This is a genomic window from Streptomyces viridifaciens (genome assembly GCF_001888885.2).
In the GTDB taxonomy this organism is placed as follows: domain Bacteria; phylum Actinomycetota; class Actinomycetes; order Streptomycetales; family Streptomycetaceae; genus Kitasatospora; species Kitasatospora aureofaciens.
In genome coordinates this window covers 75997-87958 of the sequence record NZ_CP090842.1, presented here as the reverse complement: position 1 = coordinate 87958, position 11962 = coordinate 75997, and the positions used below count along the sequence as shown (strand labels likewise).

At 74.8% G+C, this 11962-nt stretch carries 16 protein-coding genes; 8 read left to right on the top strand and 8 right to left on the bottom strand.

Going from position 1 to position 11962, the window contains the following annotated elements:
* Nucleotides 1-36: 36 nt before the first annotated feature.
* Nucleotides 37-900 carry an alpha/beta fold hydrolase gene (locus BOQ63_RS43170; RefSeq protein ID WP_030557431.1) on the bottom strand — a complete coding sequence of 288 codons (864 nt, stop codon included), beginning with the start codon at nucleotides 898-900 and terminating at the stop codon, nucleotides 37-39.
* Between the two features lie 378 nt (nucleotides 901-1278).
* Here BOQ63_RS43170 and BOQ63_RS43165 point away from each other — a divergent pair, with 378 nt between their 5' ends.
* Both BOQ63_RS43165 and BOQ63_RS43160 read left to right on the top strand, forming a co-directional pair.
* Nucleotides 1279-1851 (top strand): hypothetical protein, encoded by a 573-nt coding sequence (locus BOQ63_RS43165; RefSeq protein WP_157881791.1) that lies wholly within the window; start codon nucleotides 1279-1281, stop codon nucleotides 1849-1851.
* Between the two features lie 151 nt (nucleotides 1852-2002).
* Nucleotides 2003-2332 (top strand): DUF1330 domain-containing protein, encoded by a 330-nt coding sequence (locus BOQ63_RS43160; protein ID WP_030290559.1) that lies wholly within the window; start codon nucleotides 2003-2005, stop codon nucleotides 2330-2332.
* A 296-nt stretch (nucleotides 2333-2628) separates the two neighbouring features.
* Here the strand turns inward: BOQ63_RS43160 and BOQ63_RS43155 are convergent, their stop codons facing one another.
* Nucleotides 2629-3576, bottom strand: coding sequence for an NAD-dependent epimerase/dehydratase family protein (locus BOQ63_RS43155; RefSeq protein WP_150475716.1), 948 nt, complete (start codon nucleotides 3574-3576; stop codon nucleotides 2629-2631).
* Between the two features lie 94 nt (nucleotides 3577-3670).
* On the opposite strand from BOQ63_RS43155, the gene BOQ63_RS43150 reads away from it, so the two are divergent.
* Nucleotides 3671-4048: a nuclear transport factor 2 family protein gene (locus BOQ63_RS43150; RefSeq protein WP_030290563.1), complete on the top strand. Its 378-nt coding sequence runs from the start codon at nucleotides 3671-3673 to the stop codon at nucleotides 4046-4048.
* Nucleotides 4049-4258: 210 nt separating this feature from the next.
* Here BOQ63_RS43150 and BOQ63_RS43145 read toward each other — a convergent pair whose 3' ends face one another.
* Nucleotides 4259-4609 (bottom strand): hypothetical protein, encoded by a 351-nt coding sequence (locus tag BOQ63_RS43145; protein ID WP_051747333.1) that lies wholly within the window; start codon nucleotides 4607-4609, stop codon nucleotides 4259-4261.
* A 3-nt stretch (nucleotides 4610-4612) separates the two neighbouring features.
* The gene (locus BOQ63_RS43140; RefSeq protein WP_037831553.1) at nucleotides 4613-4837 is read right to left on the bottom strand and encodes a hypothetical protein; all 225 of its coding nucleotides are present in this window, start codon (nucleotides 4835-4837) and stop codon (nucleotides 4613-4615) included.
* Between the two features lie 101 nt (nucleotides 4838-4938).
* Here BOQ63_RS43140 and BOQ63_RS43135 point away from each other — a divergent pair, with 101 nt between their 5' ends.
* Both BOQ63_RS43135 and BOQ63_RS43130 read left to right on the top strand, forming a co-directional pair.
* The gene (locus BOQ63_RS43135; RefSeq protein ID WP_030290567.1) at nucleotides 4939-5460 is read left to right on the top strand and encodes a peptidylprolyl isomerase; all 522 of its coding nucleotides are present in this window, start codon (nucleotides 4939-4941) and stop codon (nucleotides 5458-5460) included.
* A 5-nt stretch (nucleotides 5461-5465) separates the two neighbouring features.
* Nucleotides 5466-5858 carry a hypothetical protein gene (locus BOQ63_RS43130; RefSeq protein ID WP_143174878.1) on the top strand — a complete coding sequence of 131 codons (393 nt, stop codon included), beginning with the start codon at nucleotides 5466-5468 and terminating at the stop codon, nucleotides 5856-5858.
* A 67-nt stretch (nucleotides 5859-5925) separates the two neighbouring features.
* On the opposite strand, the gene BOQ63_RS43125 is transcribed toward BOQ63_RS43130, so the two are convergent.
* Nucleotides 5926-7017: an RICIN domain-containing protein gene (locus BOQ63_RS43125; protein WP_030290571.1), complete on the bottom strand. Its 1092-nt coding sequence runs from the start codon at nucleotides 7015-7017 to the stop codon at nucleotides 5926-5928.
* A gap of 42 nt (nucleotides 7018-7059) precedes the next feature.
* Nucleotides 7060-8163 carry an alpha/beta hydrolase gene (locus BOQ63_RS43120; RefSeq protein WP_030290573.1) on the bottom strand — a complete coding sequence of 368 codons (1104 nt, stop codon included), beginning with the start codon at nucleotides 8161-8163 and terminating at the stop codon, nucleotides 7060-7062.
* A 211-nt stretch (nucleotides 8164-8374) separates the two neighbouring features.
* Between BOQ63_RS43120 and BOQ63_RS43115 the strand changes: the two genes are divergently transcribed.
* A complete protein-coding gene (locus BOQ63_RS43115) occupies nucleotides 8375-9367 on the top strand; it encodes a helix-turn-helix transcriptional regulator (protein ID WP_197698034.1) in 993 nt (330 codons plus the stop codon).
* A gap of 33 nt (nucleotides 9368-9400) precedes the next feature.
* On the opposite strand, the gene BOQ63_RS43110 is transcribed toward BOQ63_RS43115, so the two are convergent.
* Together BOQ63_RS43110 and BOQ63_RS43105 are read right to left on the bottom strand one after the other, a co-directional pair.
* Nucleotides 9401-10075 carry a hypothetical protein gene (locus BOQ63_RS43110; RefSeq protein ID WP_150475714.1) on the bottom strand — a complete coding sequence of 225 codons (675 nt, stop codon included), beginning with the start codon at nucleotides 10073-10075 and terminating at the stop codon, nucleotides 9401-9403.
* Nucleotides 10076-10266: 191 nt separating this feature from the next.
* The gene (locus BOQ63_RS43105) at nucleotides 10267-10590 is read right to left on the bottom strand and encodes a cupin domain-containing protein (protein ID WP_030290579.1); all 324 of its coding nucleotides are present in this window, start codon (nucleotides 10588-10590) and stop codon (nucleotides 10267-10269) included.
* A 155-nt stretch (nucleotides 10591-10745) separates the two neighbouring features.
* Here BOQ63_RS43105 and BOQ63_RS43100 point away from each other — a divergent pair, with 155 nt between their 5' ends.
* On the top strand, nucleotides 10746-11687 hold the full coding sequence (locus BOQ63_RS43100) for a GlxA family transcriptional regulator (RefSeq protein WP_030290581.1): 942 nt from the start codon (nucleotides 10746-10748) through the stop codon (nucleotides 11685-11687).
* 76 nt (nucleotides 11688-11763) lie between these two features.
* A complete protein-coding gene (locus tag BOQ63_RS43095) occupies nucleotides 11764-11940 on the top strand; it encodes a hypothetical protein (RefSeq protein ID WP_167395865.1) in 177 nt (58 codons plus the stop codon).
* The last annotated feature ends 22 nt before the right edge of the window (nucleotides 11941-11962 follow it).

Genomic DNA, 11962 nt, shown 5'->3' with positions numbered 1-11962 from the left:
CGGGCCGGCCCTTCTGCTCTCCTCAGCCGGCGCCGGTCACGACCCGGACGGCAGGAGCGCGGCGACCTCCGCCAGCACCCGGGCCGCCGGCGCCGGGTCCACCAGCCACTTCAGGTGGCTGCTGGTCAGCGTGCGGACGTCGTAGGGGTTCTGCGGCGTCAGCGCGTCGCCCTCGCGGATCATCCGGTCCTGCATGGCCGGCGGCACGCTGGTGTCCTCGCTCAGCCGGACGTACGTCCTGGGGATCCGCCCCCAGCTGTCGGCCTGCGCCCGGTCGTCGGGGGTTCCGGCGTCGAGGTTCTCGTCGGGCTGGAAGGTGTTGAGGAAGACCATGAACTCCTCGTCCGTCCCGTCGGCGAGGAAGGCCGCCTTGAAGGACGCCAGGACGCCGGGGTCGGCCGTGCGGAAGTTGCAGCGCAGCAGCCCGAGTTCGGCGGGATTGCCGACCATCGCCGAGGCCAGCCCCCGGGCGTCGACGGCGGCCATCTCGGGCTCGGCGTAGTAGGCGCTGACGTCGAGGTCGACGGGGCACCAGGAGGAGACGTAGACGATGCGGTCGATCAGGTCGGGCCGCCGGTTGGCCGCGACGGTGGCCGTCACACCGCCGCGGCTGTGCGAGACGAGGATGACCGGACCGTTGCGCTTGGCCCGCTCCAGTATCCCGATCAGGTGCGCGGCGTTGTCGGCGAGCGTGACGCCCTTGATGGCCCCGGGCGCGCAGGCGAGCCCCGCGAGGTCCTGCGGCGCCTGGTAGGCGCCCGGGTACGTCGCGGCGAACCCGTGCCCCGGGAGGTCGACCGCGACGGAGCGGTGGCCCAGCAGGCCCAGTTCGGCCTGGAGCGGCGCGAAGGAGAAGGAGTTCGCGAAAGCTCCGTGAACCAGTACGAACGTCGGTTGCATCTGTCTACGACTCACTTTCTGGTGCCCGGCGGCGCCGCCGGCACACGCGCCGCTCGTCCCGGCGCCGCGCACCGCCTCTCACCCTCGCGGCCGGAAAACGGGACAACGCTTCGCAGTGCACCAGCCCGCCGCACAGACGTCCACGTGCATGGCAAGCGTCAGCGGTCAAGCGCGGATCCGCCCGGGCGGCGTGCGAACGACCGCCCACGATCCGGTGGTTCACCCTACTCACCGGAAGATCATCCGCACTACCCCGACGACCCGCCCCGCACGGCGCACCGCGCGAAACCGCGGGAACCCGGCCGGCCGGCTCAGCCGTGCGGGGTGGTCGGGCCGAGGGTGATGACCGGGCCGATCGGACGGCAGCCGGCGTAGGTGATGGCCTGCAAGGGCGGGCAGGGCGCGTTGGTCCGCACCGGCCCGAATGTCGGCGGCGCCGGCCGGGGCGGGACGGTGCGGACGGGGGCCGGCGCCTGGTCGCCCGAGGGCTGCCTCGCCGCAGCCGCAGTCGCAGTCGCCGTCGCGGCCGCCGTGGCGCGGGGGCGGGCCGGGGCCTGCGTGTGCCTGGTGGCGGAGGGCTCCGGCGCGGCCCCGGTCCCGTCGTCCACCGGAACGGCCGTGGGGGTCTCGGCCGGGAGGGGCGCCGGGGGAGCGGTCGTCGTCTCCACCGCCGAAGCCGAAGCCGAAGCCGAAACCGAAACCGAAACCGAAGCCGCCGCCGAGGCCGACGGCGACGCCGCCGCCGAGGGGCTCGACGTGGCCGCCGCGTCCGGCGCCGCCGGGGCGGTGCCCGGTGAGCCGGTCAGCAGCTGCGCCCCGCCGATCCCCGCCACACCGAGGGCGCAGGCCCACGCCGCGACGGCGAGGGCCCGCCGGTTGCGCGTCGTCGTTCTGCCGTCCTGCGGCCCGTCTCCGGCACTGTCCGGCACGCCGCTCCTCCACTTCATTTAGGTCAAGCGCTCGAGCTGGGCGGACTTTACACGAACCATCAGGGCCGTCCGTACGTCACCCCTACTGATGCGTGACTGATTCGCCCGGCCCCGCCGCCCCGTACCGTCGAAGACGTCAACCGGACCGCCCCCACGACACCACGGAGCAGCACATGTCCGCCTTCGCCCTCGCCCAGGTCCACTCCGCCGAGATGTGCCCCGACATCGTCGAGTACCTGGAGCGCATCGACGACACCCTCGACCCCTTCGGCGGCCGCTTCGTCGTCCACGGCGGCACGTTCGAGAACCCGGAGGGAAGTTGGGGACCACTCGGTCTGATCCTGATCGAGTTCCCCGACTACGAGCGGGCCCGCGCCTGGTACGACTCGCCCGCCTACCGGGAGATCCTGCCGCTGCGCACCCGGCACATGGTCGCCGACGTGATCATCGCCGAGGGCGTGCCGGCCGGCTACCGGGGCGCTGACGCCCTCAAGGAGCACTGAGTCCGGGGGCGCCCAGCGGCCGTCAGGGCGCAACGTCCTGGATCTGCTCGGCGATCGGAGCCGCGAGGCCCTTGACGTGCGCCACCCGTTCCACGGTGTTGTCGCCGTCGGACACCATTTCCACGGCGTGCGCGCCGCGGTGGCCGAGCCCGGGCGTGCCCCCGCTCGCGGTGGAGAGCCAGGCGCAGGGGTTGTTCGGCAGTGCCGGGTCCGGCTCGTCCTCGAAGGGTGCGGGCGGTCGCCGTCCTGCCGCCCACCGCGACCGCCCCGGGCCTCAGAGCGTCGCCCACCGCGCCTCAGGCCGTCCGCAGCCGCTCGCGCCACCAGCCGACGGTTGCCTCGAGCTGCTGCTCCAGAGGGGTCGCCCGGAGGGTGAAGGCCGCCTCGTACGCGGAGGAGTCCATGACGAAGGGGCGGTCGAACTGGTAGCGGACCTCGCGCAGTTCACGCAGCAGGGGAGAGAACAGCCCGGCTGCGCCCAGCAGGACGGGGGGCAGGCGGCGCACCGCGACGGGGCCGGTGCCGGCCTCGGCGGCGAGGCGTTCGACCATGGCGCGCACCGGCAGGGCGGGGGCGGTGGGGACGTGCCAGGGGCGGCCCCAGGCGCGTTCCTCGGTGGCGAGTTCGGCCATCGCGCGGGCCACGTCGGGCAGGTAGGTCCAGCTGTGCGGGGTGTCCGGGTCGCCGAGGACGGCGACCGGACGGCCCTTGAGCAGGTTCGGCATCGCGCGGGAGGCCAGGTGGCCGCCGTCGGTGACGCCGGGGCCGAAGAAGTCCGAGGCGCGCACCTCCACGGCGCGGATCCGCCCGGCCTCGTGCAGGGCCCGCGCCTGCTCCCAGCCCGCCGCCCGCACCCGGCCCTTGGGGCCGGTCGCGGCCGGCGGCAGGTCCTCGGTCAGCGGGCCCTCGACCGGGCCGTAGCCGTACAGGTTGCCGAGCATGACCAGCACGGCGCCGCTGTCCTCGGCCGCCGCGCACAGCGCGGAGGTGAGGGCGGGCCACTGCGCGGCCCACTGCGCCAGCGGCGGTGCGGCGCAGCCGTGGATCGCGACGGCGCCGCGGGCGGCCTGTGTCAGGCGGGCGGGGTCGCTCGCGTCCAGGGCGAGGTGCCCGATGCCTTCGACGGCAGGTCCGGCGGGGCGGCCGCCGCGGGTGACGACCCGGACCTCGTGGCCCTGTTCGGCCAGCAGGCGGGCGGTGGCGGCCCCGGCGGGCCCGTGTCCGACGACCAGATGAAAGCTCACCCGCCCCACCCTAGTGCTGTGACCGGGAGGTTCACCGTGACCGGAAGGCGGCTCGTGGGGCGAGCGCACGCGAAACGGCTGGTATTACTGGGGTATGCAGGAAGAGACCGCACGCTCGGCGATCGACACGTTCATCTCCGCGTTCAACGCCTCGGACGACAGCTATGTGACTGCCCTTCTCCCGCAGGCCCTGACCTCGGACGTGGTCTTCTGGGGGCCGTTGGGTCGCAGCGAAGGAATCGCGGCGGTCGAGCGGTTCGTGCTGGACATCCGACGCCACCCGGCGGGGACCGGCACGATGGTGCGCTGCTCAGCGGTGGACATGCCCGACGAATGGGCCCGGTACCGGTGGGTCTTCACCACGCCTGACGGAGGCCCCCGCCTGGCGGGAACGGACGTCGTCCATCTGCGACGGAGCCTCATCGACCAGATCATCGTCTTCGCGGGGGAGATCGAACCGTCCGCCTCCTGAGTCATGCCACCGGCACCACCGGAGTCACCACGGGCACGCTGGCCGCCACCGGTACCGAGGGGCTCGGCTGGGAGGCCGGCGGCGCAGCCGCGGCCCTCGCCGCCGGAGCCGCGCTGGTCGCGCTCTCCCGCCGCCGCTCCGCCGAGAGCTGACACCCGGTCGCGTCCCGGCCCGCCGCCCCCACGACGGCGGGCCGGGACGCGCCCGCTCTCAGCGTTCTCGGTGCCGGTTCTCAGCGCTCGGGAACCGGTGCGCGAGCTGCTCGCGCCACCGCGCCGCGTTGCTGCCGTCCAACTGCCCCTCGAACGCCCGGTGGGCGGCCGCCACCCGCTCCTCGCTCACCTGCCGCCCGGCCCCGAAGTACCCGGCGTCGTACACCGCCCACAGGGCCTCCTCGGTCTCCTGGTCCAGGCCCAGGCAGGTCGCCACCCCGCGCCCGGTCAGGGCGTCGTCCAGCGCAGCCGCGAAGACGCGGCGCAGCCGCTGCCCGTCCCGCCCGTCCTGCCCGTCCTGCCCGTCCCGCTCGTCCTGCCCGTCCCGCTCGTGCTGGTCATCCGTCAAGGCTCAGTCCCCGCTGCTCTCGCCGCTGCCGCCCTTGCCCAGGAGCCACCGCTCCCGCCGTTCCCGCCGCCGCCGGCGCTGCTCCGCGCTGCGCAGCAGGTCGCCCGCGGCGAGCGTCAGCGCCGCGACCGCGCGCGCCCAGCGCGGGCCGCCGCGCTCGGCCCACACCACGCACCCGCACCCGGCGAGCACCAGTACCAGCACCCCGACCAGCACCGCTCCGACCATCACGGACTCCTCTTCTCCCTCACCGGTTCGGCCACGAATCCTGCCATGTGCCAGGATTTCCGTCCGAGTACCGAACACGACCGACGAAGAAGGAGTCACCCGTGGCCAACGCCCGGTTCGCCACCCTGCACACCACCGCGGGCCCGATCCGGCTGGAACTGTTCCCGTTCCACGCGCCGAAGACGGTCCGCAACTTCGTCGAACTCGCCGAGGGGGCCCGGGAGTACACCGACCCGCGCACCGGCGAGCCGGGCAGCGGCCCGTACTACGACGGCACGACGTTCCACCGGGTGGTCAAGGGCTTCATGATCCAGGGCGGTGACCCGACCGGCACCGGCACGGGCGGTCCGGGCTACGCCTTCGCGGACGAGTTCCACCCGGAGCTGTTCTTCACCAAGCCGTACCTGCTGGCCATGGCCAACTCCGGTCCGGGCACCAACGGTTCGCAGTTCTTCATCACGGTGGGCACGCCCACCCACCTCAACCGCCGGCACACCATCTTCGGCCAGGTCGCCGACGCCGCCTCCAAGGCCGTGGTGGACGCGATCGCCGCCGCCCCGACCGAGGGCGAGCGCCCGGTCGAGGACGTGGTGATCACCAAGGTCGAGATCACCCGGTCTTGACGGCCGTGACCGCCACAGGGGAGGCCTTCCCGCCCCGCCCGGTGCGCAGGGTGCGGGCCCGCTACGTCCTCCAGGGCGGCTGCGGCCCTTTCGCGGACGCCGTGGTCGACTTCGAGCCGTGGGAGGAGGGCGTGCACCTGGAGGTCGCCGCCGGTGCCACCGTGTACGGCGGCGCCGCCTCGCAGGAGGACCTCGCCCGCTACCACGCGGCGCTGGCCGAGGGTGTGCGCGCCGAGCTGGCGGAGCAACTGCCGGATGCCATGGTGGCGTTGGCGCTCGTGGTGCACCGCACCGGGGTGCACGACGTGGACACCAGCGAGTACGCCTACCGCAGGGCCGGGCAGGTGGCGGTGCGCGAGGTGCTCGCCCTCCTCGGGGCCGGTGGCGCAGGCCGGTAGCCGGAGCCGGAAACCGGGCCGCCGCCCGGCGCGGGGCACCGGGCGGCGGCATGGTCTCGACGCTCCGTCAGACGCAGCTGGTGAACGTCGGGCTGGTGTTGGCGATGTAGAGGGTCGGGCCGGCGTTGGGGTCCGAGGTGACCGGGACGGTGATGGTGTCGTCGGCGGTCCACGGGAAGCCGTGGGTGTCGAAGGTCCAGCTGCCGGTGACCTTGCGGGCGACCTCGGCCAGCGTCACCCAGCCGTACTGCTGGGGCGGGACGGAGACCACGACGGCGTTGTTGACGCTCCTCGACCCGTGCCACTCGTTGGTGAAGGACAGGGCCGAGGTGATGGTCGCCGTCAGGACGGTCGGGGCGCCTGCGGAGATGCTGGAGGTCAGGCTGGTTCCGATGGTGTTGGACCAGCCGCTCTCGTCGGTGACCGAGAAGGACTGCTGGACGGTGCCGCTGGTGTTGTTGAACCAGACCGAGGAGACGCAGGCGCGCGGCAGCGGCGCCGCGGGGGCCTCGCTCTTCACGGACCAGGAGCAGGTGGAGGTGTCCTTCTCGCACTGCTTGGCGGCGTGGTCGACGGCCAGGTTGCGGGCGGCGAGCGGGAATCCGGTGGACCACTGCTGGTTGTTGGTGCCGTTGCAGGTGTACTGGTCGGTCCAGGCGTCGTCGTAGTTGGCGCCCATCAGCAGGTCCAGGCAGGTGTTGTCGCCCGCGTGGCGGATCATGAAGGCGTCGTCCGAGCCCGGCGCCGGCTGCAGGAACCAGCGCTGGCTGGCCTGTCCGGCGCAGGTCTGCTGGCGCAGGGCCGGGGTGAAGAAGGCCAGGTCGATGCACTTGCCGGTGTCGTTGTTGACGATGGTGAAGGTGAAGTCCGAGGGGTCGACGCTCAGGTGCCAGGACTGGTGGTAGCCGGGCGCGGAGTTGGTGACGATGTACGCGCCGTCGCCCATGGTGCCGTTCTGGACGTCGAGTTGGCGCCCGTTGCTGAGCGACTTGATGGTCAGGCACTGCTGCGGCGAGGCGCAGGAGGACAGGGCCGGCGCGGCCGGTGCGGCGAGGGCGGGTGCGGCGCTCAGGCCCAGGAGGGCGCAGCACAGCGCCAGGGCGGTCGCCAGCAGCCGCGGCCAGGGCGCGGTGCGCGCCGGGGCGGGGGTGGAGGGCACGGAGGGTCCTTTCCTAGGAGAAAAGAGGGGGAGCGGGCGGTGTCAGGCGGCCGCGAAGGCCGCCTCCAGGCGCGGCACGTAGTCCGCGAGGTCCTGGGCCCAGCAGCCGGGGGTGTGGCCGCCGTGGCAGTCGGATCCCCAGCCGGCGCCGTTGCCGTAGTCGACGTAGCGGTAGGGCAGGCCGAGCGCGTCCAGGCGGTCCTTGAGGCGCTTGGCGGTGCCCTCCGCCCAGAACTCCAGGTCGCCGGCGTTGCCGTCGCCGTTGCCGGTGTAGACGGCGATGCCGGTGTGCGCGAGCAGGGCGGCCCGGGCGGTGGGGTCGACGGCGTTCCAGCGCCAGTCGGCGTTGAACACCGGGTACGGGCTGCCGAAGACGGCGTCGCTGGAGACGGTGGGGCCGTAGTCCAGGGCGCAGGGGCGCCCGTCGCTGGGCCCGCACAGGACGGTGCCGACGTTGGTGAGCATGGCGACGACGGCGCCGCGGATGATCATCTCGTCGGCGGACAGGTCGTCGGCGCCGGACATGGTGAGGACCTGCCCGAACAGTTCGGGGCGGTCCTGGGCGTAGTGCAGGGCGCCGAAGCCGCCCATGGACAGGCCGCCGACGGCGCGGTGGGCGCGGTCGCAAAGGGTGCGCAGGTTGGCGTCGACGAACGGGAGTACCTGGCCGAGGTGGAAGGTCTCCCAGTTCTGCGCCCCGGCGGCGGTGCCCTGGTCGAGCCAGTCGGTGTACCAGCCGCGCAGGCCGCCGTCCGGGATGACGGTGATCATCGACCGGGCGGCGGTCAGGGCGGGGTAGGCCAGTGCCGGGTCGGCCGGGTTGTCCGAGGCGCCGTGCAGGAAGTACAGCACGGGGTAGCGCTTGTCCGGCCGGGCGGCGTAGTCGGCGGGCAGCAGGATGCGGATGGTGTGCTCCCCGGCGACCTGCGCGGTGGTGACGGTGATGACGAAGTTGGTGGCGCTGCCGGTGGCGGCGCCGACCTGGGTGAGGCCGAAGCCGTCGGCCAGCGGCGGCGGGCCGGGCGCCTCGACGGGCGCGGCGCCCGGGGCGGCCGCGGCCGGGGAAGCGGGCGCGGCGAGCAGGAGCAGGCAGGCGGCCAGGGCGGCGAGGGCCGCTCGGGCGCGCCGGAGCCGGGCAGGGGTCATGGGCGTCCTCGGCCTTCAGCGGGCTGGTCCGGAACTCAGAGAATGTCTGAGCACTGACAACTCTTGCGAGGTGCCCGGGCCGTCCGCCAGAGCGCCCGGCGGCCCACCTGGGCCACTGGCGCATGTGCGCCACACCCGTGGGTAGCCTCCCACGGCCTCCGGCCTCCCCCGGCCTCGCCCGGGGCCGGGGCCGGAAGGCGACGAAAGGGGGGTGCTCACCGTGCACGACGTGCTGGACGCGGACTCCGAACGCGGCCGCGTCTACCGCTGCCTGGTCGCCCGGCCGCGGGCCCGGATCCAGGAGCTGGCCCCGGCGGCGGGCCTGGACGCGGACACCGTGCTGGCCGTGCTCCGCGACCTCGCCGAGGAGGGCGCCGCGGTGGCCTTCGGCCCCGCCCACGGCAGCGACGACCGCGACCACTGCTGGGAGGCCCTGCCGCCCGCCCGGGTGGTCGAGACCGTGCTCCAGCGCGACGCCCTGCGCCAGGCCACCGCCCGCCGGGCCGGGGACGAACTCGAACGGCTCTACCGCTACGCCCGGCGCGACGCGGGCACCTACGGCGCGCTGGAAGTGGTCGAGGACCGCGCCGAGGTGATGGCGGCCAGCAACCGGCTGCAGCTGGCGGCCCGACACCAGGTACGGGTGATCGACGTGCCGCCGTACTCCGGCAGCAGCGCCCACTACCTCGACCAGGAGGCACTGCAGCGCCGCCGGATGGCCGCGGGCGTGGTCTACCGGGCGATCTACCAGGGCTGCGCCTTCGAGGACCCGGTGGCCGGGCCGAACATGGCGCGGATGGTCGAGGCGGGGGAGCAGGCCCGCACCCTGGACGAGCCACCGCTCAAACTCGCCATCGGGGACGAGGACCTGGCCATCGTCACCCTGCCCGCCGACGGCCGCGACGGCGTCGTCTCGCTGCTGGTGCGCCCCTCCGGGCTGCTGAACGCCCTGGCCGCGGTCTTCGAGACGCTGTGGCGCCTGGCGGTGCCCGCCACCGTGGCCGGGGTCGACCTGCGCATCGACGAACGCGACCGGCGCATCCTCACCCTGATGGCCTCCGGCGCCACCGACGACGCCATCGCCCGCCGCCTGGGCCTGGGGCGGCGCACCGTGGTGCGCCGGGTCTCCACCCTGCTCGCCCACCTCGGCGCCACCACCCGCTTCCAGGCCGGCGTCCAGGCCGCCCGCCGCGGCTGGCTGTGACGGCCCGCCACCACGCGAAGCCGGCCCGGCGGTTCACTCCCGCGCCGCCCGGCGCCACCACCCCACCGCGTCCCGGGCCGCCCAGCGGCCCAGGAACACCGCGCCGAACACGGCGAACGGGACGGGGGCGGCGAACAGCGGCACCGACACCCGGCTCGGCCGGCCGGTGCTCATCCGCCCCCGCTCGTCCAGCCACACCGTGACCTCCTCGCCCTGCTCGTACGGCCCTTCCGGCCGCTCCGCGCCGAACTCCCGCCCCTCCACGCTCCAGCGGAAGGTGCAGGCGTACGTCTTCGCCCCCAGGCCGTTGCCCTCCCCGCCCGGCTCCTGGCCGCTCACCCGACAGCCCGTCACCCGGGCCGTCGTGCTGCGCGGACGGCCCAGCCGCTCCCGCACGGTGCCGGCGACCTGCGCGGCCGGGAACACCGCGACCAGCGTCAGCAGCAGGAACCCCACCGCCCGCGTGCCCATCCCCACGGGCGCCTGCGGATCGCGACCGCGCAGCACGGCGGACGCCGCCAGCGCCACCGCCGCCGACCCGGCGCACAGCCACCCCAGCCACCCGCCCACCGGATCGTCCTGCGACCACCGCCACACCGCCGCCGAGCCCGCGAGCGCCAGCGCCACCACCGCCGCCACGGCCACCGCCACGCAGCCGCGCACCGGCCCCGCCCCGACCACTCCCGCCCGAACCGCTCCCGCCCCCATCAGCCCCGCCCCCCAGGCGCCCGCGCCCCGCCACCGTCCCGGACCCCGATCCTCGGGCCGCCCGGCCCCCGTGACCAGGCCTCCTCCCACAACGGTGACAAGGCCGCGACATCGTCACGACCGGCGCGCGGCGGCCGGTCGTGACGATGCCCCGGCGCGCCGGCGCGCGCCGGCGCGCGGCGGCCCGCGCGTCAGACGGCGGACAGGGTGATCCCCAGGATCCGCGCGCCCGCCTCGGTGCGCGGCCGGTGCCGGCTGCCCGGCGCGAACACCACGTAACTGCCCGCCGGATGGCGCTCCTCGCCCTCGATCACCTCGCCGCTGAGCACGTAGTACCGCTCCTCGGTGTCGTGCACGTCGACCTCCGGCCACCGGCTGCCCGGCTCGAAGTCGATCAGCCAGGCACGGGCGTACCCGGTGGCGGTCAGCCGGCGCCGCAGGATCCCCGGCCCGACCTCCACCGGCTCCACGTCGTCGACCAGCAACGTCGTCTTCAGTGCGTCGTTCTCGTCCATGCCCCCACTGTGGCCGCCCCCACCCCCGCCGCCCCAGTGTCCGCAAAGACATCCTCGGGTACATTCCTGCCATGCACGCACCCGCCGCCGCCCCTGCCGGGAACGCACCCGTGACAGCAGCCGTGACAGCGCCCGCGGAAGCACCCCGCCACCGGGTGGTGGCCCTGCTCGGCGCACCCCAGGCACCCTTCGAACTCGCCTGCGCCGCAGAGGCCTTCGGCACCCAACGCGCCGGACTGCCCTCCTACTACGAGTTCGCCCTGTGCACCGAGACCCCCGGCCCGCTGCCCACCACCCTCGGCGTCCCCCTGCTGGTCGAGGACGGCCTCGAGGCGCTGGAGCACGCCGACACCGTCGTCGTCCCCGGCTGGCACCCGCCCGGCTCACCCGCGCCGGCCCCCGTCCTGGACGCGCTGCGCACCGCCCACGCCCGCGGCACCCGGATCGTCTCCATCTGCACCGGCGCCTTCGTCCTCGCCCAGGCCGGACTGCTCGACGGACGCCGCGCCACCACCCACTGGGGCCGCACCGCCCAACTCGCCGCCCAGCACCCGGCCCTGGAGGTCGACCGGGACGTGCTGTACGTCGACCACGGCGACGTCGCCACCAGCGCCGGCTCCGGCGCCGGCATCGACCTGTGCCTGCACCTGCTGCGCCGCGACCACGGCGCCGCCTACGCCGCGCAGGTCGCCCGGCACATGGTGCTGCCCCCGCACCGCGAGGGCAGCCAGCTGCAGTACGCCGCCGCCCCGGCGCCCGCCCGCGCGGACGAGTCGCTGGCGCCGCTGCTGGACTGGGCCCAGGAACGGCTGGGGGAGCGGCTGACCCTGGACGACCTGGCCGCCCGCGCCGGACTGTCCGGGCGCACCCTGTCCCGGCGCTTCACCGAACAGCTCGGCACCAGCCCCGGCCAGTGGCTGCTGGCCCGGCGCATCGACGCCGCCCGGGCCCTGCTGGAACAGACCGACCTGCCGGTGGAGGCCGTCGCCGCCCGGGTGGGCCTGGCCTCCGCCGTCAACCTGCGCCGCCGCTTCCACGCCGCGCTCGGCACCACCCCCGGCGCCTACCGCCGCACCTTCGGCGAACGCCTCAACTAGCGCCCGCGCCCCGGCAGTTCGATGCCGGTGGACACAGGGGGAAGGCGAACCGCCCGTCGAAGCCCCCGGACCCCAGGTGTCGCGTCACCCGGCGCTGGACCGGGTGACGCGGCACGGCCCCGCCCGACCGGCGGCCGCCCTCGGCCAGTGGGCCGACGGCCGCTCCACCGACCGCCAGCAGCTCGTCGACCGCCTGACCCCGCTGCAGGACGCCGTCGCCGAGACCGTCTTCGCCTACGAGTCCAGGTTCTGAGCCCGGGCGGCCGCGCACCGCT

Bases quoted from the DNA above. Each gene is read 5' to 3' on its own strand.
- BOQ63_RS43165 (WP_157881791.1), top strand. From the start codon at position 1,279: ATGGCCTGCAAGGGCGGGCAGGGCGCGTTGGTCCGCACCGGCCCGAAT.
- BOQ63_RS43140 (WP_037831553.1), bottom strand. From the start codon at position 4,837: ATGGTCGGAGCGGTGCTGGTCGGGGTGCTGGTACTGGTGCTCGCCGGG.
- BOQ63_RS43105 (WP_030290579.1), bottom strand. From the start codon at position 10,590: ATGGACGAGAACGACGCACTGAAGACGACGTTGCTGGTCGACGACGTG.
- BOQ63_RS43160 (WP_030290559.1), top strand. From the start codon at position 2,003: ATGTCCGCCTTCGCCCTCGCCCAGGTCCACTCCGCCGAGATGTGCCCC.
- BOQ63_RS43120 (WP_030290573.1), bottom strand. From the start codon at position 8,163: ATGACCCCTGCCCGGCTCCGGCGCGCCCGAGCGGCCCTCGCCGCCCTG.
- BOQ63_RS43170 (WP_030557431.1), bottom strand. From the start codon at position 900: ATGCAACCGACGTTCGTACTGGTTCACGGAGCTTTCGCGAACTCCTTC.
- BOQ63_RS43110 (WP_150475714.1), bottom strand. From the start codon at position 10,075: ATGGGGGCGGGAGCGGTTCGGGCGGGAGTGGTCGGGGCGGGGCCGGTG.
- BOQ63_RS43150 (WP_030290563.1), top strand. From the start codon at position 3,671: ATGCAGGAAGAGACCGCACGCTCGGCGATCGACACGTTCATCTCCGCG.